Annotated in this window: 25 protein-coding genes and 1 tRNA gene; 12 read left to right on the forward strand and 14 right to left on the reverse strand. The window is 65.0% G+C overall.

All coding sequences use genetic code 11. The annotated features are described in order from the left end of the window. Positions 1 to 168 precede the first annotated feature (168 nt). Positions 169 to 744, forward strand: a complete 576-nt coding sequence (locus M2331_RS10150) for a MarR family winged helix-turn-helix transcriptional regulator (protein ID WP_181560174.1) — start codon at positions 169 to 171, stop codon at positions 742 to 744. A 122-nt stretch (positions 745 to 866) separates the two neighbouring features. On the opposite strand, the gene M2331_RS10155 is transcribed toward M2331_RS10150, so the two are convergent. After that, a tRNA-Tyr gene (locus M2331_RS10155) sits at positions 867 to 952 on the reverse strand. A gap of 103 nt (positions 953 to 1055) precedes the next feature. Between M2331_RS10155 and M2331_RS10160 the strand changes: the two genes are divergently transcribed. From M2331_RS10160 to M2331_RS10170, 3 genes are read left to right on the forward strand one after another with little or no spacing between them, the layout of a single operon-like run. After that, positions 1056 to 1808 (forward strand): TrmH family RNA methyltransferase, encoded by a 753-nt coding sequence (locus M2331_RS10160; protein ID WP_181560175.1) that lies wholly within the window; start codon positions 1056 to 1058, stop codon positions 1806 to 1808. Positions 1809 to 1861: 53 nt separating this feature from the next. Beyond that, positions 1862 to 2620 (forward strand): hypothetical protein, encoded by a 759-nt coding sequence (locus M2331_RS10165; protein WP_181561462.1) that lies wholly within the window; start codon positions 1862 to 1864, stop codon positions 2618 to 2620. After that, a complete protein-coding gene (locus M2331_RS10170; RefSeq protein ID WP_181560176.1) occupies positions 2617 to 3030 on the forward strand; it encodes a DUF2147 domain-containing protein in 414 nt (137 codons plus the stop codon). Before M2331_RS10165 ends, M2331_RS10170 begins: the two co-directional genes overlap by 4 nt. Before the next feature lie 40 nt (positions 3031 to 3070). Here M2331_RS10170 and M2331_RS10175 read toward each other — a convergent pair whose 3' ends face one another. Beyond that, entirely contained in the window at positions 3071 to 3388 is a 318-nt protein-coding gene (locus M2331_RS10175) for a 2Fe-2S iron-sulfur cluster-binding protein (protein ID WP_181560177.1), read from the reverse strand. Positions 3389 to 3482: 94 nt separating this feature from the next. Between M2331_RS10175 and M2331_RS10180 the strand changes: the two genes are divergently transcribed. Continuing rightward, complete coding sequence (locus M2331_RS10180) at positions 3483 to 4097, forward strand: DNA-3-methyladenine glycosylase family protein (protein ID WP_181560178.1); 615 nt, start codon at positions 3483 to 3485, stop codon at positions 4095 to 4097. Positions 4098 to 4124: 27 nt separating this feature from the next. On the opposite strand, the gene M2331_RS10185 is transcribed toward M2331_RS10180, so the two are convergent. Then, positions 4125 to 4418 (reverse strand): 4a-hydroxytetrahydrobiopterin dehydratase, encoded by a 294-nt coding sequence (locus M2331_RS10185; protein WP_181560179.1) that lies wholly within the window; start codon positions 4416 to 4418, stop codon positions 4125 to 4127. Between the two features lie 57 nt (positions 4419 to 4475). Between M2331_RS10185 and ccmA the strand changes: the two genes are divergently transcribed. After that, a complete protein-coding gene (gene ccmA / locus M2331_RS10190; RefSeq protein WP_181560180.1) occupies positions 4476 to 5090 on the forward strand; it encodes a heme ABC exporter ATP-binding protein CcmA in 615 nt (204 codons plus the stop codon). After that, positions 5087 to 5728: a heme exporter protein CcmB gene (locus M2331_RS10195; RefSeq protein ID WP_181560181.1), complete on the forward strand. Its 642-nt coding sequence runs from the start codon at positions 5087 to 5089 to the stop codon at positions 5726 to 5728. Before ccmA ends, M2331_RS10195 begins: the two co-directional genes overlap by 4 nt. Before the next feature lie 191 nt (positions 5729 to 5919). Here M2331_RS10195 and M2331_RS10200 read toward each other — a convergent pair whose 3' ends face one another. The 10 genes from M2331_RS10200 to coxB form a co-directional block, all read right to left on the reverse strand. Next, the gene (locus tag M2331_RS10200; RefSeq protein ID WP_181560182.1) at positions 5920 to 6816 is read right to left on the reverse strand and encodes a class I SAM-dependent methyltransferase; all 897 of its coding nucleotides are present in this window, start codon (positions 6814 to 6816) and stop codon (positions 5920 to 5922) included. 136 nt (positions 6817 to 6952) lie between these two features. Beyond that, on the reverse strand, positions 6953 to 8356 hold the full coding sequence (gene thrC, locus M2331_RS10205; RefSeq protein WP_181560183.1) for a threonine synthase: 1404 nt from the start codon (positions 8354 to 8356) through the stop codon (positions 6953 to 6955). Positions 8357 to 8400: 44 nt separating this feature from the next. Beyond that, complete coding sequence (locus M2331_RS10210) at positions 8401 to 9039, reverse strand: SURF1 family protein (protein ID WP_181560184.1); 639 nt, start codon at positions 9037 to 9039, stop codon at positions 8401 to 8403. Next, complete coding sequence (locus tag M2331_RS10215; RefSeq protein ID WP_181560185.1) at positions 9036 to 9464, reverse strand: DUF983 domain-containing protein; 429 nt, start codon at positions 9462 to 9464, stop codon at positions 9036 to 9038. The genes M2331_RS10210 and M2331_RS10215 overlap by 4 nt, the downstream gene beginning before the upstream one ends. A 137-nt stretch (positions 9465 to 9601) precedes the next feature. Beyond that, the gene (locus M2331_RS10220) at positions 9602 to 10432 is read right to left on the reverse strand and encodes a cytochrome c oxidase subunit 3 (protein WP_181560186.1); all 831 of its coding nucleotides are present in this window, start codon (positions 10430 to 10432) and stop codon (positions 9602 to 9604) included. A 53-nt stretch (positions 10433 to 10485) separates the two neighbouring features. Further along, positions 10486 to 11061: a cytochrome c oxidase assembly protein gene (locus M2331_RS10225; RefSeq protein ID WP_181560187.1), complete on the reverse strand. Its 576-nt coding sequence runs from the start codon at positions 11059 to 11061 to the stop codon at positions 10486 to 10488. An 11-nt stretch (positions 11062 to 11072) separates the two neighbouring features. Then, complete coding sequence (locus M2331_RS10230) at positions 11073 to 11195, reverse strand: hypothetical protein (RefSeq protein WP_264570860.1); 123 nt, start codon at positions 11193 to 11195, stop codon at positions 11073 to 11075. Then, positions 11192 to 12121: a heme o synthase gene (locus M2331_RS10235; RefSeq protein WP_181561463.1), complete on the reverse strand. Its 930-nt coding sequence runs from the start codon at positions 12119 to 12121 to the stop codon at positions 11192 to 11194. The genes M2331_RS10230 and M2331_RS10235 overlap by 4 nt, the downstream gene beginning before the upstream one ends. Positions 12122 to 12278: 157 nt before the next feature. Continuing rightward, positions 12279 to 13949, reverse strand: coding sequence for a cytochrome c oxidase subunit I (gene ctaD / locus M2331_RS10240; RefSeq protein WP_181560188.1), 1671 nt, complete (start codon positions 13947 to 13949; stop codon positions 12279 to 12281). A gap of 11 nt (positions 13950 to 13960) precedes the next feature. Next, a complete protein-coding gene (gene coxB / locus M2331_RS10245) occupies positions 13961 to 14980 on the reverse strand; it encodes a cytochrome c oxidase subunit II (RefSeq protein ID WP_181560189.1) in 1020 nt (339 codons plus the stop codon). A 189-nt stretch (positions 14981 to 15169) separates the two neighbouring features. Here coxB and pyrE point away from each other — a divergent pair, with 189 nt between their 5' ends. From pyrE to lepB, 4 genes are read left to right on the forward strand one after another with little or no spacing between them, the layout of a single operon-like run. Further along, positions 15170 to 15748 carry an orotate phosphoribosyltransferase gene (gene pyrE / locus M2331_RS10250; RefSeq protein ID WP_181560190.1) on the forward strand — a complete coding sequence of 193 codons (579 nt, stop codon included), beginning with the start codon at positions 15170 to 15172 and terminating at the stop codon, positions 15746 to 15748. A 5-nt stretch (positions 15749 to 15753) separates the two neighbouring features. Beyond that, positions 15754 to 16503, forward strand: a complete 750-nt coding sequence (locus tag M2331_RS10255) for a pyridoxine 5'-phosphate synthase (RefSeq protein ID WP_181561464.1) — start codon at positions 15754 to 15756, stop codon at positions 16501 to 16503. Beyond that, entirely contained in the window at positions 16500 to 16901 is a 402-nt protein-coding gene (acpS, locus tag M2331_RS10260; protein ID WP_181560191.1) for a holo-ACP synthase, read from the forward strand. The genes M2331_RS10255 and acpS overlap by 4 nt, the downstream gene beginning before the upstream one ends. A gap of 14 nt (positions 16902 to 16915) precedes the next feature. Continuing rightward, positions 16916 to 17833 carry a signal peptidase I gene (gene lepB, locus M2331_RS10265; protein WP_264592449.1) on the forward strand — a complete coding sequence of 306 codons (918 nt, stop codon included), beginning with the start codon at positions 16916 to 16918 and terminating at the stop codon, positions 17831 to 17833. 25 nt (positions 17834 to 17858) lie between these two features. Here the strand turns inward: lepB and M2331_RS10270 are convergent, their stop codons facing one another. Next, positions 17859 to 18470: a TetR/AcrR family transcriptional regulator gene (locus M2331_RS10270; protein WP_181560193.1), complete on the reverse strand. Its 612-nt coding sequence runs from the start codon at positions 18468 to 18470 to the stop codon at positions 17859 to 17861. Between the two features lie 77 nt (positions 18471 to 18547). On the opposite strand from M2331_RS10270, the gene M2331_RS10275 reads away from it, so the two are divergent. Beyond that, on the forward strand, positions 18548 to 18910 hold the full coding sequence (locus M2331_RS10275) for a darcynin family protein (RefSeq protein WP_181560194.1): 363 nt from the start codon (positions 18548 to 18550) through the stop codon (positions 18908 to 18910). Positions 18911 to 18942: the final 32 nt, after the last annotated feature.

Consider the following 18942-nt stretch of genomic DNA (forward strand, 5'->3'; position numbering starts at 1 on the left):
CACGCCTACTTGCCTCCCGGCGCACCCCTGAACGGTTGCAGACAAGGCAGTTCGCGCGGGCGGTTGCACATTGCTCACGCGCAAACTAATTTTGCGGACCGCAGAGATTTTTGCGACTTTTTTGGGCGATCGCGCCCTTCTGGCAAGGTTACGAAGGAACGGCATCGCATGAAAAGCGCTCCCAAGACGGCAGGCAGCGAAGCTGAAATCTTCGGCAAGGTCCTGCCACCGAAATCGGGCTATCCTTCCCCGGACATGGCGCTGACCATCACCATTGTGATGCTGGCCCGCCGCTGGCGCGCGCTGGTCGATGAGAAGCTGCGGGATATCGGCCAGAGCGCATCGCGCATGGAGGCGATGTCCTCCATCGCCTATGCACCGCCCGGCACGACCCAGATCCAGATCGCCAAGCGCGTCGGGATCGAAGGCCCTACCCTCACCCGCACGCTGGACCTGCTGGAGGCCGAAGGGCTGGTGGAGCGGCTGCCCGACCCGAGCGACCGGCGCAACAAGCTGATGCGCCTGACGGCAGAGGGTTATCAGACGCTGGCCCATATGCTCGAAATCGCCGCCAGCCTGCGCGCGCATTTGCTTGAGGACGTCTCCGAGGAGAAGGTGCGGGAAGGCTATGATTTCTTCTCGATGCTGCTTCAGCGCATCGAATCCGGGCTCGATCTGCCCGCCGATCAGATCGGCAAGCTGCCGGGATTCGCAAATGACGGACTGCCACCCGCCACCCGCTGACGATTTATGGGCTCGGATGGTCCGCGCCGGATAAGCGGGCCTACGGACAATGCAATCGATCGATTGCGCTGATTCAGGCTTCCGTCCCGGGGGACGCGGTTTCAACTGCTCATCATGGGAGATGGTGGAAGGGGCTGGATTCGAACCAGCGTACGCTCACGCGGGCAGATTTACAGTCTGCTGCCTTTAACCACTCGGCCACCCTTCCAGAGGCGCCTGACCCGGACGGCGGGGCCGTCAAACGGATTGGAGGCGGCTCAATGGCGAATGGGGCCTTGCCTGTCAATGCCATGCTGTGGAAAAGCGCACGCATGAAACGGGGACACAGAACAGGAAAGCCGAAAGGCGGGTATCCGAGGCTCTATGGGCGCCACGCCATCACGGCCGCGCTCGCCAATCCGGAGCGGGTGATTCGCAAGATCTGGGGCACGCGCGAGGCATTGGCCGCGCTCGATCTGCCGCCGGTGTTGCCGATCGTCTATTCGGACGTGGCCGATTTGGGCCGCATGGTGCCGGGCGACGCGCCGCATCAGGGCCTTGTGGCCGAGGTGGAAGCGCTGGAGGATATCTGGCTCGGCGATCTCCTGGAACAGGGTGTGCCGGATGAACAGGCACGCCGGCCGATCCTGGTGCTCGATCAGGTGACCGACCCGCACAATGTCGGCGCGATTTTGCGCTCGGCCGCGGCCTTCAATGCACTGGGCATTGTGACGCAGGACCGCCATGCGCCGCCCGAATCGGGCGTGATCGCGCGGGCGGCGGCAGGGGCGCTGGAAATCGTGCCCTGGGTACGCGTGGTGAACCTCGCTCGCGCGCTCGATGAAATCGCCGAGGCCGGCTATTGGCGCATCGCGCTCGATGGCGACGCACGCGATACGATCGCCGGTGCACTGGACAATACCACTCGCGTCGCGCTTGTGCTGGGTGCGGAGGGTGAAGGCCTGCGCCTGAACAGCGTCAATCATTGCGACATGGTCGCTCGCCTGCCGATCAGCCCGCGCATGGAGAGCCTCAACGTTTCCAACGCCGCTGCAATCGCGCTATACGCCTGCATGACGCGCTAGGCGCAAGCCTGGCGCCGTGCCTCGCGGGGGATGAGCGATTGACGAACCGGGCGATGATGACGCGCTGGCTGCTGGTGCTGATCGCGCCCCTGCTGCTTTCGAGCTGCCTGCTCGTGCCGACGCGATTCGCGGCGACGCTCGATATCAAGGCCGACCGCAGCTTCACCTTCGCTTATGTGGGCGAGGTGCAGCTTCTCAAGAGCAGTCCGTCCGACATGACCGACGGGCTGCTGGATGAAGACAATGCCGCAGACGGCGACGCCACCGATGCCGCGACGGACGATGCGCAGATGTTCAAGATCGCCAGCCAGCCGCAAAGCAAGAGCGGGACTGCGGACGACGTCGATGCCGACGATGAGGCGCAGCTCCGGCGTCTCGCCGAGGCGCTGAGCAAGGAATATGGCTACCGCTCCGCACGCTACATCGGCGACCGCAAGCTCGCGATCGATTACCGGATCAGCGGCCGGCTCGACCATGGCTTCGTCTTTCCGTTCAACCCGGACGGCGAAGTCGTCCTTCCCTTCCTCGCCATCGAACTGCGCGGCAAGGATCGCGTGCGCGTGAAGGCTCCCGGCTTTGCCAATGATAGCGATGCCGCCGCCCTACCGATGGGCACGGCGAGCGGTCGTGAGAGCCCTGGCGGGCTGCTGGACGGCACGTTCACGCTGACCACATCGGCAGAGATCGTGAGCCAGAATCAGGAAGAAGGCGCCGAAACCATGAAGGATGGACAAAGACGGATCGTCTGGAAGGTCACCCCAGCTACCAAGGATTCACCGATGGCCGTGCTGCGCGTGGCGCCGTTGCCATGAGGTTGCACGCAAGCCTTGGGCTGCTGATCGCAAGCGCCGCTCTGGGCACCAGCGCAGCCTGCGCGGCGGAAAGCGAATCGCTGGGCATCTGGACCAATCCGCAGCGCAGCGTGCAGGTGCGCGCGCATCGCTGCGGCACGGCGATGTGCGGGACGGTGATTCAGGCCAGCGAAAAAGCCCGCGCAGACGCGCGCAAGGGCGGGATGGACAGTCTGATCGGCGCGCGCCTGTTCAGCGGCTTCGTGCCCGAGAAGGAAAATGTCTGGCGGGGCAAGGTGTTCGTACCGGATATCGGCAAGACCTTTTCCGGCACCATCACCCTGGTCAACGAGCGGACGCTGAGCGCGCAAGGCTGCCTGATCGGCCGCATCGGCTGCCGATCACAGGTCTGGACCCGGGTGGATAACTAGACCCGGCGGGCGCCCGCTGGCGCGCACCGGGCCAAAGCGCTCAGTCTTCCGGCGCGATCGTGACGACCATGCCCTCAAGCTCCGGGCCGACCGGGATCTGGCAGGAGAGACGGCTGGAGGCATTGCGATGCTCGGAGCTATCGAGCAGATCGTCCTCGTCGCCCTTGAGCGGCGGGAGCTTGTCCGCATAAGCCTCGTCCACATAGACATGGCAGGTTGCGCAGGAACAGCAGCCGCCACAAATGGCCAGCAGTTCGTCGATTCCGTTGTCGCGGATCACTTCCATGACCGTGTGGCCATTCTGGGCCTCGATCTCGTGGCGCGCGCCGTCCCGTGTCACAACCGTCAATTGCGGCATTTTTATCTCCAAACCATGGTTTGGCTCGCTATGAGGGGCTGCTGGACAGAAATCAACCCGGCGACGCGCGCCGCTCTTTATCCTGGGACGAACCATGCTCGATGATGCCGCATTGCGGACTTCGCTGGATGCGCTGGCGGCAGATCAGCCCGCGATCGCCGCGTTGATCGAGCGGCTCGGTTACCCCCCATCCCGTCAGCGCGAACCGGGTTATGAAACGCTGCTGCGCACCATCGTCGGCCAGCAGGTGAGCGTCGCCGCGGCGGCCTCCGTATGGAGCAAGCTGGAAGCGGCGCTTGGCGCCGGCTGCGCGCCCGATGCCCTGCTGGCGCAGGATTTCGAGACGCTCCGCGCCTGCGGCCTCTCCCGCCAGAAACAGGGCTATGCCCGCAGCCTCGCGGAAATGGTGGTGAGCGGCGGGCTGGACCTGCACGCCCTGCCGCAGGATGATGAGGAGGCCATCGCCGCGCTCGTGCGGATCAAGGGAATCGGCCGCTGGTCGGCGGAAATCTATCTGCTGTTCGCGGAAGGCCGCAGGGACATCTGGCCGGCGGGCGACCTCGCCGTGCAGATCGCGGTGGGGCAGATCATGGGCCTCGATGCGCGCCCGGCCGAACGCGAAACCCGCGCGCTGGCCGAGGCATGGCGTCCGCACCGCAGCGCCATGGCGCTGATGGCCTGGCACCATTATAACACCCCGGTCTTCTGATGCGCCGCGTCCCCCGCCCCCTCCCCGTCAGAGCAGCGCGTCGATTGCCGTGGCGAGGGCAATATCGCGCGCGCTCAGGCCCCCGGCATCATGGGTGGTCAGGCGAATATCCACGCGATTGTAGACGTTCGACCATTCCGGGTGATGATCGGCGCGTTCGGCCAGCAGGGCGACCTTGCTCATGAACCCGAAGGCGGCGACGAAATCATCGAACCGCAGGCTGCGCGAAATGCCGCTGGCATCATCCGACAGGCGCCAGGCCGGGAGGGTGCTGAGCGCTTGCGCGCGCTCCTCGTCGGAGAGACGGGCGATCCTTGGCATGGCGGTCTCCTTTTCGCGCGCCCCCTTCTCGGCCACGCGCGCATGGACCGTCAAGCCATGAGCGGCGCGGCGCTCCGGCTGGACGATGTCGCCTGCCTGCGGGGCGGGCGACTGCTGTTCGCCGGCGTCAATCTCAGCCTGACGGCAGGCGGCAGCGCTCAGATCGCCGGGCCGAACGGCATCGGCAAATCGAGCCTGCTGCGCATCATTGCCGGGCTCCTGCGGCCCTTTGCGGGGACGGTGACCTGTGAGGGCGCGGTTGCGCTGACCGACGAGCTCGATGCGCTGGACCGGGACCGCACGGTGCGCGATGCCCTCGCCTTCTGGGCCAAAGTGGATGAGGCGCCGTCCGCGCGCATCGACGCCGCGCTCGATGACCTCGCCATTGCACATCTGCGCGATATTCCGGTGCGAATGCTCTCCACCGGCCAGCGCAAGCGCGCCGCGCTGGCCCGCACGCTGATCACCGCGGCACCGATCTGGCTGCTGGATGAGCCGGCCAATGGCCTCGACGTCGCCTCGGCCGCGCAGCTCGGCCAACTGGTGGACCGGCACCGGGCGCAGGGCGGCCTCGTGCTCGCGGCCTCGCATATGCCCCTCGCCTGGACGCAGGACGCGGTGATCAACCTTCATGCGCCGGCCCCGGATGCGGGCGAGGAGCGCGACGGATGATCGGCCCGATCATCCTGCGCGATCTTGGTCGGGCGTGGCGGAGCGGCGGCATCTGGTTGCCGCTGGCCTTTCTGCTGCTGATTGCGGCGCTGTTTCCTTTCGCGGTCGGCCCCAATGCCACGCTGCTCAGCCAGACCGGCGGCGGTCTGCTGTGGGTCGCCGCGCTGCTGGCCAGCCTGCTGCCGATCGACCGGCTGATCGAGCCGGACCGCGACAGCGGCGTGATCGACCAGCTCGTGCTGCGCGGCGTGGGGGAAGGCACGATCCTCTTTGCCAAGGGCGTCGCGCATTGGCTGAGCTTTGGCCCGCCGCTTCTGATCGCGGCGCTGCCGGCCGGGGCCCTGCTCAAGCTGGAGCCGGAGATGCTGCGGCTGGTGATGATCGGTCTGGCGCTTGGCACGCCCGGCCTTGCCGCGCTCGCCCTGCTGGTGGCAGCACTCACCGCCGGCCTGCGGGGCAGCGGCGCACTGACCGGCCTGCTGGTGCTGCCGCTGGCGGTGCCGATCCTGATCTTCGGTGCCGGCGCCCTGCAATTTGGCGGCGACGGCGCGCTCAAGCTGGTGGCGGCCTGCTCGCTTCTGCTCTGTGTGGTGGCTCCCGTCGCGGGCGGTGCGGCGCTAAGGGCGGGACGGGATTAGGTAGGGCGGGATTGAGGGGCGCGGCATACCAGGCCTTCCCTCTTCCCCGTTCATGTCGAGCGAAGTCGAGACACCAAGCACAGCGCTAGACGTGTCTCGACTTCGCTCGACACGAACGGAAAGGTGGGCAGGTTTACGCAGGCGCTTGCGGTGCGCTGACTCTACGAGCGAACCCCTTCCCCGAAAGCCCCTCAGTCCCGCGTCCAGCGCGCCCAGATTGCGGTGGGGAGCAGCAGCCCCCGCGCCTCTTCCCGCACGGCCAGCTCGCCGCATTCGATCCGTCCTGGCAGATCGCCCAGATGCGCGCGGAGCAGTTCACCGATTGCCAGGGCGGACATGCGCACAGCGTAGACCGTGAGGAACAGGAAGCGGCTCTCGCCATCCAGCAAGCGGCGGCAATCGGCGATCAGGCCGGGCAGGTCTTCCTCAAGCCGCCAGATCTCGCCATCCGGTCCGCGGCCATATTTGGGCGGATCGAGCAGGATGCCATGATAGCGCCGCTCCCGCCGCACCTCGCGTGCCACGAATTTGGCGGCATCGTCGATGATCCAGCGGACGGGATTGCTCTCCATGCCGGAGAGCGCCGCATTGGCACGCGCCTGCGCGACCGATTTCTTGGAGGCATCAACATGCACGCACTGTGCCCCGGTCGCGGAGAGGGCCAGCGTGCCGACGCCGGTATAGCCGAACAGGTTGAGGAAATGAGGCGCTTCAACGCCGTGCAGCCGCTCGCGTGCCCACTGCCACACCGGCGCCATGTCCGGGAAGAAGCCGAGATGACGGAAGGGCGTGCAACTCGCCTGAAAGCGCGCTTCTTCCCAGCGCAGCGGCCAGCCATCGCGCGGCACGGGCTTGTCGAAGTGCCAGCGCCCGCCGCCATCCTCGTCCGATGCCGGAATGAAGCTGCCATGCGCATCCCAGTCGGCCTGCGCGGGCTGCCACATCGCTTGCGGCTCGGGCCGGATGAAGCGGTATGGGCCGTAGCGCTCCAGCTTGCGGCCGGCGCCGCTATCGATCAGGCCGTAATCGCCCCATGGCTCGCCAACCATCGTGGTGAGCGGGAGCGTGGATGGCGGGGTTATAGACATCTAGCCCCTCCCCTTCAGGGGACGGGTCGGGGGGTGGGGGCGACGCAGAGCATCGCTCGCGCAGCGCTCTGGAGCCGACGTAGCCGACACCACCCCAACCCCTCCTCTAAAGAGGAGGGGCTTCAGAAAGGACGTCCTACCCACGGCGCGGCGTGGCGCGTTCCGCGATATATTCGGTCACTGCCTCGAACGTACCGGGCAGCGTCGCATAGCGCTCCTCGCGCCCGAACAGATCGCCCACGCGTGACGGCAGCGAGGGACGCACGCCGGTGGCGCGTTCCACGGCATCGCGGAACTTGGCGGGATGCGCCGTCGCCAGCGTCACCACCGGCACGGACGGATCGAGCGGCACGGCATGGGCCGCCGCGAGGCCGACCGCGCTGTGCGGATCGATGACCTGAGAGGCCGCATCATAAGCCCAGCGCATCGCCCGCGACATGTCGTCGCCATCGACGCGCGCGGACGAGAAGAGCTTGGACGCCCCGTCGCGCTGGGCATTCGTCAGGCGCATGGCCTTTGTCGCCTCAAATCCCTTCATCTGCTCGGCCAGCGCCAGACCATCGCGCCCGCCAAGATCGAACAGCAGCCGCTCGAAATTGGAGGAGACCTGAATGTCCATGCTGGGCGTGGCCGTCGGCACGACGCCTTCCTGGCTGTAGTCGCCCTGCGAGAGCGCCCGGTGCAGAATGTCGTTCACATTGGTGGCGACGATCAGCCGCTCGATGGGCAGTCCCATGCGCGCTGCGACATAGCCGGCGAACACGTCGCCGAAATTGCCGGTCGGCACCGAGAAGGCCACCTGCCGATGCGGCGCGCCGAGGCGCACGCCGACATAGATATAATAGACCACCTGCGCCACGAGTCGCGCCCAGTTGATGCTGTTCACCGCCGACAGATCGAAGCGGCCGGCGAACTCGGCATCGTTGAACATGCGCTTCACCAGCGCCTGAGCATCGTCGAAACTGCCCTCGATAGCGATGTTGTGGACGTTCGGCGCCAGCACCGTCGTCATCTGCCGGCGCTGCACATCCGACACGCGATCGGCCGGATGGAGCATGAAGATGTCGATCTTGGCACGGCCCGCGACGGCATCGATCGCCGCCGAGCCGGTGTCGCCGGACGTGGCACCCACGATGGTCAGATGCGTGTCGCGCCGGCTGAGGAACTTCTCGAACAGCAGGCCGAGCATCTGCAGCGCGACGTCCTTGAACGCCAGCGTCGGCCCGTGGAACAGCTCAAGCAGCCAGTGCTGATGATCGAGCTGCACCAGCGGTGTCACCGCGGCGTGAGAGAAGCGGCCATAAGCCTGCGTGCACAGTTCGCGAAGTTCGTCTTCGCTCAGACAATCGCCCACGAAGGGGCGAATGACGCGAACGGCGGTCTCGACATAAGAGAGGCCGCGCATGGCCTCCAGCTCGTCGGCGGAAAAGGTCGGCCAATGCTCAGGCAGATACAGTCCGCCATCGCTCGCCAGCCCTGCCAGCGTTGCGCCTTCGAAATCCAGCGCAGCCGCGCGTCCCCTGGTGCTCACATATTGCATGACCGGCCCTTAGCCTTGTGGCTGCCGTAGCGCAACGGAGTGGATCAACCCTCGCGCGCTTCGCCCCGCCAGCGCTTGCGCAGGGCGAGCGCATAGATCACCAGCGCGATGGTGGCGAACAGGAACCACTGCACCGCGTAGGAGCGGTGATTATTGGGCACCGAAGAGGGATCGGGCGGCGCGGAGGCGAGCAGGCCGGGCGCCGGCTCCTCCGCGACGATCATCAGCCGCAAGGGCGATGCCTTGCCCTGCAACCGGGCCATCAGCGACGAATTGTCCGGCTCATGCGTCGCTGTGCCGGTCACCGGACCGCCCTGCCAGTCGGTCTTGCCATCCGGCCGCACGCTCACGCCCATGTCCACCACAAGTCCCGGCCCTTCGGTACCGGTCGCGCAATATGCGATGTGCCGCCATCCGGTCTCGCCGCTGCGCGCCCGACCGCCGATCACCTGCCAGTCGACCACGCGCAGACACTGGGCCGCGAGACGGCGAAACATGTAGCTTTGATCGGTTGGGTTCTGCCGGGGATAGGCTGTCAGCGGCAGATGCAGATTCGCGCGCCAGGCATCCAGCGCGGCCTCCTTCTGATGCGCCCGGCCGATCTGCCAGATGCCCAGCGCGATCATCACGGCGACGGCGAGGCCGACCAGAACGGTCGGCACCAGCGGCACGCGGCGGCTCATGGCGCGCCCTCGCCCGGCTGACGCGCATCGGCAATGCGCCCCTCGCGCGCCTTGTTGCGATATTCGATGATCAGCAGTGCTGCCTTGGACAGGCGCAGACAGCCGATGACCAGCGCGGAGGTGAGCGGCACCCAGAGCAGGATATGCACCCAGAATGGCGGATCGGCGGCCAGTTGGACCATCAGAGCCAGCGCCGTGACCAGCCCGCCGACGATCAGAATGAGGAAGGCCGCAGGGCCATCCCCGACATTGAACGCGGCCAGATCCAGCCCGCAGGCCCGGCAGCGCGGCGCGAATCGCACCCAGCCATCGAACAGCGGCCCGACGCCGCAGCGCGGGCAGCGGGCCTTGACGCTCGCCTGGACCAGATAAGCCGGTGTGACCGCGGCTGCCTTTGGCGCCTCTGCGGGCTTAGTCTCGCTCATCCATCCTGTCCTTCGCAAATGCCGCGTGCCGAAAACGAAGCGACGCGCGGAAGGGCTTTCCGCGCGTCGCCTTTGCTATCGATAAATGAGGAGCGAGCATGGGCCTTGGCGCCGCACATGCTGTGCTCCCCGGCCGATCAGCCCGCGTGCATCGGAGCTCCCCAGCCGCCCCACACATAGATGGAGACGAACAGGAACAGCCACACCACGTCGACGAAGTGCCAGTACCAGGCCGCCGCCTCGAAGCCGAAGTGCTGGCGCGGCGTGAAGTGACCCTTATAGGCCCGCACCTGGCAGACGATCAGGAAGATCGTGCCGACCAGAACGTGGAAGCCGTGGAAGCCGGTCGCCATGTAGAAGGCCGAGCCATAAGGCGTCGTGCCGAAGGCGAAGGGTGCGTGAGCATATTCATAGGCCTGCACGCAGGTGAAGACGATGCCGAGGATGATCGTGAGCCACAGGCCCTTCTTCAGGCCGTCCCGGTCGCCGTGGATGATCGCATGGTGCGCCCAGGTGATGGTGGTGCCCGAGCAGAGCAGGATCAGCGTGTTGAGGAGCGGCAGTTCGAAGGGATTGAGAACCTCAATGCCCTCGGACGGGAACAGGCCGTCAATCGGCGGTAGGGCCGTCGGGAAGAGGCTGAAATCGAAGAACGCCCAGAACCAGCCCACGAAGAACATGACTTCCGACGCGATGAACAGGATCATGCCGTAGCGCAGGTGAAGCTGCACGACAGGCGTGTGATCGCCGGCATGCGCCTCGCGAATAACGTCCGCCCACCAAAAGAACATGGTGGCGAGCACGCCGGCCAGACCGAGGAAGAAGCCTGCGCCGCCCCAGCTGCCCATTTCAGAAGGGTGCATCCAGGCAACGGCGCCCAGCGCCATCACCAGGGCCGACATCGAGCCCATCAACGGCCAGAAACTGGCGGGGAGAATGTGATAATCGTGATTCTTGGCGCCGGCCATATCGTATTCCCTGTATCTAAGCGCTTTATCCGAGCGCTCGTTTGCGCGCTTCTTTAGCTCTGGTCGTCCGGCTTCTCAACCGGATAGAATGTGTAACTCAACGTGATTTCCTGGACGTCCTTGCCGTCAGAATCATCAAGGAACGCCTTGTCGACGTAGAACAGCACGGGCATCCGCACCTGCTGCCCCGGCTGCAAGGTTTGCTCCGTGAAGCAGAAGCACTGCACCTTGCTGAAATATTTGCCGACATATTCGGGCGTCACGTTGAACGCGGCCCGCCCGGTGACCGGCTTATTCGAGGTGTTCTTAGCGATGAAGATCGCCATCGACTTGCCACCGACGCCCACGGTCACGCGGCGCTTCTCGGGGTAGAATTCCCACGGAATGCCGCCGCCGATATTCGAGTCGAACCGAATCGACAGCTGCCGGCCCTGCGTCTGCAGCGAGACCGCCTTGGCGGCCTCTGCGGCGTCGACGCGCTGGGTGGTGCCGCCGAAACCGGTGACCTGACAGAATAGGCGGTAGAGCGGGACCGCCGCGAAGCCGAGGCCGAGCATCGCCACCGCCACCAGCGCTGCCAGCAGGGCTGTCTTGCGGTTACTCACGCGCTTTCCGGCAATCGTCGTCATCGCACCGCTCCTCAGGCCATTTTCGCGATGGTGATCGCAAAGAACAGCACCACCAGTGCGGCGAGAATCCACGCCATGATGCGCGCCCGCGCCCGCTGGCGCTCCTGAATGAGTTTCTGGTCTTCAGGGGTCATGCCGCAAACACCCAATGGTCGACGACAACCGCGCCGAAGAGCAGGAAAAGATAGAGAACCGAATATTTGAACAGCCGCCGCTCCGGCTTCATTTGGGCGGGATCGCTCTCCCGGCGCAGCGAGACCTGCAGGGCCATGGCCGCGAACACCGCCGTCGCCAGCAACGCAGTCACACCATAGATCGGGCCGGTCAGCCGCAGGACCACCGGCGCCAACGCGGCGACGCCCATGATGCTGGTATAGCCCAGGATCTGGCGGCGGGTGGTCACCTCACCGGCAACCACCGGCAGCATCGGGATGCCCGCATTGGCGTAATCCATCCGCACGAACAGCGCGAGCGACCAGAAGTGCGGCGGGGTCCAGAAGAAGATCAGCATGAACAGAGCGATGGGCAGCAGCGCCACATCGCCCGTCACGGCCGCCCAGCCGATCAATGGCGGAAAGGCGCCGGCCGCACCACCGATCACGATATTCTGCGCCGTGCGTGGCTTGAGCCAGATCGTGTAGACGAACACATAGAACAGGATCGACGTCGCCAGGATGCCGGCGGCGAGCCAGTTGGTCGCAAAGCCCATCAGCAGTACGGAAAAGGCCGCAAGACCGACGCCGAAATGCAGCGCCGTTTCCCGGCTCATCCGGCCGGCCGGCAGCGGACGACCTGCGGTGCGCTTCATCTTCGCGTCGCGGTCGACTTCATACCATTGATTGAGCGCACCAGCCGCACCGGCGCCGAGCGCGATGCAAAGAATGGCGGTAAAGGCGAGCACCGGAGACAGGCTGCCGGGTGCGACCAGTAATCCGCACAGGCCGGTGAATACGACGAGCGTCAGCACGCGCGGCTTAGTCAGCGCGAGCAGATCGCGCCAGTCCGCCGGGAGCGGAACCGTCGACCCGCCAAGCGGAGACTGTTGTGGCGCGGTGCCCATGATCGATGCCTTGCTCGCCAAAACCTCTGACCTTGCGTTCAGTTCAACTCGTCAGTTCATATCGCAAGCGGGAGCGCTTGCGCGCCCCCGATCACTATCTTGTCTGTTCAAGCCGCCACCCTGAGGACGGCGGCTCGCGGGTGAAACCCGTTGCCGATCAATCGATGACCGGCAAGGTCTCGAACTGGTGGTACGGCGGCGGGCTGGACAGCGTCCATTCCAGCGTCGTGGCACCCTCACCCCACGGATTGGCAGCGGCCTTCTTGCCGGCCAGCAGGGAGATGAAGACGTTTACGAAGAAGATCAGAACGCCCACGCCCATGATCGCATAACCAAACGAGGCGATGCCGTTCCAGTAGGCCAGCGCATCGGTGTAATCCGGCACGCGGCGCTGCATACCGCTCATACCCAGGAAGTGCATCGGGAAGAACATGATGTTCACGCCGATGAAAAACACCCAGAAGTGGAGCTGACCCAGGAACTCGTTGTACATCTTCCCGAACATCTTCGGGAACCAGTAGTAGAAGCCTGCGAACAGCGAGAACACGGCACCGAGCGAGAGCACATAGTGGAAGTGCGCGACCACATAATAGGTGTCGTGCAGGTTATCGTCGATGCCGCCATTGGCGAGCACCACGCCGGTCACGCCACCCACGGTGAACATGAAGATGAAGCCGAGCGACCAGACCATGGGGGTCTTGAAGCTCATCGAGCCGCCCCACATCGTGGCGATCCACGAAAAGATCTTCACGCCGGTCGGCACCGCGATGACCATGGTGGCGGCCGTGAAGTACATCTTCATGTTCACGGTCATGCCGGTGGTGAACATGTGGTGCGCCCACACGATGAAGCCAACGACGCCGATGGCGACCATGGCATAGGCCATGCCGAGATAACCGAAGACGGGCTTGCGGCTGAAGGTGGAGACGATCTGGCTGACGATGCCGAAGCCCGGCAGAATCATGATGTACACTTCGGGGTGGCCGAAGAACCAGAACAGGTGCTGATAGAGAACCGGGTCGCCACCGCCGGCGGCGTCATAGAAGACGGTGCCGAAGTTACGATCGGTCAGCAGCATGGTGATGGCCGCGGCCAGCACGGGCAGTGCGAGCAGCAGCAGGAAGGCGGTGACCAGCACCGACCACACGAACAGCGGCATCTTGTGGATGGTCATCCCCGGTGCGCGCATGTTGAAGATGGTGGTGATGAAGTTGATCGCGCCCAGGATCGAGCTGGCGCCTGCGATGTGCAGCGAGAGAATCGCCATGTCGACCGCCGGACCAGGGCTGCCGCTGGTGGACAGCGGTGCATAGACGGTCCAGCCGGTGCCCGCGCCATTGCCCGTGCCGCCGGGCACGAAGGCCGAGCCAAGCAGGAGCAGGAAGGCCGGGATGAGCAGCCAGAAGCTGATATTGTTCATCCGCGGGAAGGCCATGTCCGGCGCGCCGATCATGATCGGGACGAACCAGTTGCCGAAGCCGCCGATGATCGCCGGCATCACCATGAAGAACACCATGATGAGGCCGTGGGCCGTGATCAGCACGTTCCAGAGGTGATAGGCCTGATCGATCGTCGCATCGGGACCGTCCGCGAAGGTGGCCCAGTGCTGAAGATACTGAATACCCGGCTCAGCCAGCTCGAGACGCATGAGGCCCGAGATGGCGCCGCCAATGACGCCGGCCATGATCGCGAAGATCAGGTAAAGCGTGCCGATGTCCTTGTGGTTCGTCGACATGAACCAGCGGACGAAGAAGCCCGGCTTGTGATCGGCATCATGATCGCCATGGGCGTGCGCCCCGTGGAAATCGTCTGCGGTTGTGGTGCTCATCTTGGAAGTCCTCAGGATGCAGTCGCGGGCGCCGCAGCGGGCGTCTCGGCGTTGGCGGGAGCAGGAGCGGCGGCGGGTGCTTCGGCGGCAGCGGCAGGCGCGGCTGCGTCACCCGGCATCTGGCCACCCTGTGAGCGGACCCACTGTGCGAACCGCTCGGGGCTCACCGCTTCGATCGAGATCGGCATGAAGCCATGGCGTGCACCGCACAGCTCCGAGCAGACGCCGTAATAGACGCCTTCCTTCTCGATGGTGAAGGTCTTCTCGTTGAGACGACCCGGCACAGCATCTTCCTTCACCCAGAAGGCGGGAATCGAGAAGGAGTGGATCACGTCAGCCGCGGTGATGATCGCCTTGATGGGCACGCCGACCGGCAGGACGACGCGATTGTCGACGCCGAGCAGGCGGGGCTCGCCACGCTTGAGCGCTTCTTCAGGCGGCAGCATGTTGGAGACATATTCGCCGATGCCGAGATCGGGATATTCATAACCCCAGTACCACTGATAGCCGGTCACCTTGAGGGTGATGGCGTTGGCGGGGGCCGGCTTGAACTGTTTGGCCAGCAGGTCGATCGACGGAATGGCGATACCGATGAGGATCAGCACCGGCGCCAGCGTCCAGACGATCTCGATCGCCGTGTTGTGCGAGGTGCGCGAGGGCACCGGGTTGGCGGCGCGACGATAGCGCACCACGACCCAGAGCAGCAGCCCGAGCACGAACAGCGAGATAACCGTGATGACCGGCAGCAGAATCACATTGTGCATCCACAGCGCATAATTGCCGGTGGAGGTCACCTGCTTCTGGAAAGTCGTCTCGCCCACGGCGGGCTGGCCGATGCCTTCAACCGGCGCGGCATGATCGAACGCCGGCGCTGCGGGAGCTGCGGGCGCAGCGGCGGCGGCCGGTGCGGCTTCCGCAGTCGACGCCGCGGGCGCAGCAGCCTGTTCTGCCTGCCCGAAAGCGGAAGATGGCGCGAGCGTGCTCAGTCCGAGCGCGATCGCCACCATGAAGCCATTGATTCTTCTAGTCATGCGGTCGACCTGCCTTCAATTTCAGGCCGCTAGCGAAAGACATCGACTGCGGCCCCCCTCATTGATCTTGCGGCCCCTATACGCAGCCAGCCTCCCAGCCTCAAGCGCAGAAATTGCCCGAATGCCAGCCGTTGATTGTCAGCCCGTCCGCCGCTATCTGCGCCGCTCTATATAAGAGGTCGGGGAAACATGACAGAATCGGAAGTGCTCGCTGAATTTCGCGCCTGTGACGCGCTGCTCCAGGGGCATTTTCTGCTGTCCTCGGGCAAGCACAGCGCCAACTATCTGCAATGCGCGCGCGTGCTGATGAATCCCGAGCGCGCCGGCCGCATCGCCGTTGCGATCGCCCAGTCTATCCCGCGTGATATTCGCGCCGCCATCAACGTCGTTGTCTCGCCAGCGATGGGCGGCATCATCATCGGCCACGAGATGGGCCGGGCGCTGGGCTGCGATGCGCTGTTTCTCGAGCGGCCGCAGGGCACCTTCCTGTTCCGTCGCGGTTTTTCGCTGACGCCCGGCCAGAAGGTGCTGATGGTCGAGGACGTCGTGACGACCGGCCTCTCCTCCCGCCAGGCGATGGAAGCGGTGCGCGCGGAAGGCGGCGAGGTCATCGCCGAAGCCGCCGTGGTCGATCGTTCGGCCGGCGAGGCCAATCTCGGCGTGCCCTTCTTCCCGCTCGTGAGCCTCAACTTCCCGGTTTACGACGCTGACGATCTGCCGCCCGAGCTGGCCGCGATCCCAGCCACCAAGCCGGGCAGCCGGGCATGACAGTAATGGCGGACCAAGGCGGCCGCCACCTGCGCCTGGGCGTCAACATCGATCATGTGGCGACCATCCGCAATGCGCGGGGCGCCTCCTATCCCGATCCGGTCCGCGCTGCCCTGCTCGCGCAGGAAGCCGGCGCCGACGGCATCACCGCACATTTGCGTGAAGATCGCCGGCACATCACGGATAAGGACATTGCGCGCCTCTCCGCCGAGCTGGAGATCCCGTTCAATTTCGAGATGGCCGCCACGCAGGAGATGCTGGAGATCGCACTGCGCCATAAGCCGCACGCCGTCTGCCTCGTGCCAGAACGTCGCGAGGAGCGCACCACCGAGGGCGGGCTGGATGCGGCCGGGTTGCACAATCACCTCGCGCCCATGGTGGATCGGCTCGGCGAAGCGGGCTGCCGCGTCTCGCTGTTCATCGAGGCCGATCCACGCCAGATCGATGCAGCGCTGCGCCTCAAGGTGCCGGTGGTGGAACTGCACACGGGCAAATATTGCGAGGTCGAAGGCCCCGAGCAGGCTGCGGAACTTCGGCGCATCACCGAAATGGCGGCGCTGGCTGCCAAGAACGGCATCGAGCCCCATGCCGGCCATGGCCTGACTTACGAGAATGTCACGCCGATCGCAGCGATTTCGCAGGTCGCGGAACTCAACATCGGCCACTTCCTGATCGGCGAGGCGATCTTCTTGGGCCTGCGCGACAGCGTGGCGCAGATGCGCAGGCTGATGGACGAGGCGCGCGGGCCTGCATGATCGTCGGCCTGGGCTCTGATCTTTGCAATATCGAGCGAATCCAGGTCTCTCTGAACCGGTTCGGAGAGCGATTCGAGCAGCGGGTGTTCACCGACCATGAGATCGCCCGAGCCAATCGACGCCCGTTTACGAAGGCCGGCACATTGGCCAAGCGCTTCGCGGCCAAGGAGGCCTTCAGCAAGGCAGTCGGCACCGGATTCAAGGCCGGCGTCTTCATGAAGGACATTGGCGTCGTCAATCTGCCCTCCGGCGCACCGACGCTTGCCCTCACGGGCGGCGCCAAAGCGCGACTGGATGCCTTGACCCCGCCCGGCACCAGCCTATTTGTTCACCTGACATTGACCGACGATCATCCCTGGGCGCAGGCGTTCGTCATTCTGGAGGCGCGCTTTCCGTGACGGATGAGGCATCGATCAAGGCGCAGGAAACGCGCCGGAAACGCGCTGACAAGAAGACCGATTGGATCGGCGAGATCAAGAGCATCGTGTTGCTGCTGACGGCAGTGCTCGCCTTCCACAGCTTCGTGGCCAAGCCTTTCTACATACCCTCCGAATCGATGATGCCGACCATGCTGGTGGGCGATAGGCTCATTGTTTCCAAATATGCCTATGGCTGGTCCTACGTCTCCCCGACGATTCCCAATCCGGCCGCGATCCTGCGCACCACATTGCTGGGCGGACCGCCCGAGCCCTGGGGCGTCACGCTACCTTTCATGAACGGGCGCGTTTGGGGCAAGATGCCCGAGCGCGGCGACATCGCGATCGTGACCCCGCAGAACAGCAACGAGGATTATATCAAGCGGGTCATCGGCCTGCCCGGCGATCTGCTGGAAGTGCGCGACGGCGTGGTGATCCTCAACGGCAAGCCGGTTAAGCAGGAGGCTCTGCCCGCCATGCGGATGCCGGTGGATGCCAACAGCCGGTGCGATCCGCGCCAGTTCCCCGGCGCGCTCGAAACGCAGCCCGATGGCACGCAGGTATGCGTGCTCCCGGTGCTGCGTGAGACGCTGCCCAATGGACGCAGCTACACGATCATCGACATGGGCGCGCGAGAGACCGACTGGTACGGCCCGGTGCGCATCCCCGCCGGCCATGTATTCCTGATGGGCGACAATCGCGACAATAGCGCGGACAGCCGCGTCTCCGCCGCGATGCAGGGCCTCGGCGGCCCCGTGCCCTGGGAATCGCTGGGCGGCCGCGCCGAATTCATCACCTTCTCGCTGGATGGATCGACGCGGCTCAATCCTGCGACGTGGATCAGCAGCTTCCGAAGCGGACGCGCGGGCATGTCGCTGCACCCTGAAGAGACAGCAGGTTCGGCGCAGCGCTGAGCGCTTTTGCGGTAAGAGCGGCTCCTCACCGATAGCCGAGATAGCCGCGCACGGCACGGCCGACGCGTTCTTCCAGACCGGGCCGGTCCAGCTCTCCATGCGCACCAGCCGCGTCGACCATGCCCTTGATGATCGCGAGCATATCCTGCGCGGCAAGCGCCGTATCGGCGTGGGGTGGAAGATCCGGGCGCTGTAACACGCCGGTGACGATCTCGCGGAGCCGCACGCTCACCGCGTGAACTGCCGGATCGAGCGGCAGCCGCGCCTCCTCGATATCAAGAAGGCGCGCCAAAACGGGGCGCCGGAGTTGATGCGCGACCGCTGCTGCGATCAGCAGAGCCAGCGCCGCCTGCCCCGTCTCGGCCGTTGTCGCCGCCTCCCAATCGGCGATCAACAGCGCGGTTTCCCGCAAGATCAGCGCACCGATCAGGGCGTCCTTGCCCGGGAAGTACTGATACAGCGACCCGATGCTGACGCCGGCACGTTCGGCAACGGCATTCGTGGTCAGTCCGCCGAGTCCCTTTTCCTCCAGAATGCGAGCCGTCGCTTCGACGATGGCCTTTACCGTCTCCAAAGAGCGGCTCTGCCGCGGCGATTTTCTGGGGATGGAGCGCTGCTGGGAAGGGATGTTGGTCATGACGTCAATGCGAGTAGCCAATCTTGAGCATTTGCTCGCATTTAGTCCGCGCAGACACAGACTGACAAGGACCCATCATGACCAATGCAAGCCTTTCGTTCGAACCCGCCCTCACCGTCTTCATGCTCGTCAAGACGTCGCCCGAGTGGCTCGGCTTTCCCGTCGACCGCCGCTTCGCGCTGCTGGGTGAGCAATTCGCGCCCATTCTGCGCAAGCACGCCGGCAAGGTCGCGCTGCGCTTCTTCGACGTGGAGTTCTACGCGACGCGCGTCACCGACATCTGGATGTGGGACGCGATCGATCACCACGCCTATCAACTATTGGTCGAGGACCTGCGGGAAACAGCCTTTTGGGACCGTTATTTCGACATCGTGGAAATTCTGACCGGTGTCGAAAATGCCTATGCCAAGAATTATGGCCGGCCGGTCATTAGCGGATGAGGCGTTCAACCGGATGACAGCCCAGATGCCGG

Source organism: Sphingobium sp. B10D7B (assembly GCF_025961955.1).
GTDB lineage: Bacteria > Pseudomonadota > Alphaproteobacteria > Sphingomonadales > Sphingomonadaceae > Sphingobium.

Excerpts from the sequence above, each read along its gene's own strand:
- M2331_RS10150 (WP_181560174.1), top strand. The coding sequence starts at position 169 with ATGAAAAGCGCTCCCAAGACGGCAGGCAGCGAAGCTGAAATCTTCGGC.
- M2331_RS10160 (WP_181560175.1), top strand. The coding sequence starts at position 1,056 with ATGAAACGGGGACACAGAACAGGAAAGCCGAAAGGCGGGTATCCGAGG.
- M2331_RS10165 (WP_181561462.1), top strand. The coding sequence starts at position 1,862 with ATGATGACGCGCTGGCTGCTGGTGCTGATCGCGCCCCTGCTGCTTTCG.
- M2331_RS10170 (WP_181560176.1), top strand. The coding sequence starts at position 2,617 with ATGAGGTTGCACGCAAGCCTTGGGCTGCTGATCGCAAGCGCCGCTCTG.
- M2331_RS10175 (WP_181560177.1), bottom strand. The coding sequence starts at position 3,388 with ATGCCGCAATTGACGGTTGTGACACGGGACGGCGCGCGCCACGAGATC.
- M2331_RS10180 (WP_181560178.1), top strand. The coding sequence starts at position 3,483 with ATGCTCGATGATGCCGCATTGCGGACTTCGCTGGATGCGCTGGCGGCA.
- M2331_RS10185 (WP_181560179.1), bottom strand. The coding sequence starts at position 4,418 with ATGCCAAGGATCGCCCGTCTCTCCGACGAGGAGCGCGCGCAAGCGCTC.
- ccmA (WP_181560180.1), top strand. The coding sequence starts at position 4,476 with ATGAGCGGCGCGGCGCTCCGGCTGGACGATGTCGCCTGCCTGCGGGGC.
- M2331_RS10195 (WP_181560181.1), top strand. The coding sequence starts at position 5,087 with ATGATCGGCCCGATCATCCTGCGCGATCTTGGTCGGGCGTGGCGGAGC.
- M2331_RS10200 (WP_181560182.1), bottom strand. The coding sequence starts at position 6,816 with ATGTCTATAACCCCGCCATCCACGCTCCCGCTCACCACGATGGTTGGC.
- thrC (WP_181560183.1), bottom strand. The coding sequence starts at position 8,356 with ATGCAATATGTGAGCACCAGGGGACGCGCGGCTGCGCTGGATTTCGAA.
- M2331_RS10210 (WP_181560184.1), bottom strand. The coding sequence starts at position 9,039 with ATGAGCCGCCGCGTGCCGCTGGTGCCGACCGTTCTGGTCGGCCTCGCC.
- M2331_RS10215 (WP_181560185.1), bottom strand. The coding sequence starts at position 9,464 with ATGAGCGAGACTAAGCCCGCAGAGGCGCCAAAGGCAGCCGCGGTCACA.
- M2331_RS10220 (WP_181560186.1), bottom strand. The coding sequence starts at position 10,432 with ATGGCCGGCGCCAAGAATCACGATTATCACATTCTCCCCGCCAGTTTC.
- M2331_RS10225 (WP_181560187.1), bottom strand. The coding sequence starts at position 11,061 with ATGACGACGATTGCCGGAAAGCGCGTGAGTAACCGCAAGACAGCCCTG.
- M2331_RS10230 (WP_264570860.1), bottom strand. The coding sequence starts at position 11,195 with ATGACCCCTGAAGACCAGAAACTCATTCAGGAGCGCCAGCGGGCGCGG.
- M2331_RS10235 (WP_181561463.1), bottom strand. The coding sequence starts at position 12,121 with ATGGGCACCGCGCCACAACAGTCTCCGCTTGGCGGGTCGACGGTTCCG.
- ctaD (WP_181560188.1), bottom strand. The coding sequence starts at position 13,949 with ATGAGCACCACAACCGCAGACGATTTCCACGGGGCGCACGCCCATGGC.
- coxB (WP_181560189.1), bottom strand. The coding sequence starts at position 14,980 with ATGACTAGAAGAATCAATGGCTTCATGGTGGCGATCGCGCTCGGACTG.
- pyrE (WP_181560190.1), top strand. The coding sequence starts at position 15,170 with ATGACAGAATCGGAAGTGCTCGCTGAATTTCGCGCCTGTGACGCGCTG.
- M2331_RS10255 (WP_181561464.1), top strand. The coding sequence starts at position 15,754 with ATGGCGGACCAAGGCGGCCGCCACCTGCGCCTGGGCGTCAACATCGAT.
- acpS (WP_181560191.1), top strand. The coding sequence starts at position 16,500 with ATGATCGTCGGCCTGGGCTCTGATCTTTGCAATATCGAGCGAATCCAG.
- M2331_RS10270 (WP_181560193.1), bottom strand. The coding sequence starts at position 18,470 with ATGACCAACATCCCTTCCCAGCAGCGCTCCATCCCCAGAAAATCGCCG.
- M2331_RS10275 (WP_181560194.1), top strand. The coding sequence starts at position 18,548 with ATGACCAATGCAAGCCTTTCGTTCGAACCCGCCCTCACCGTCTTCATG.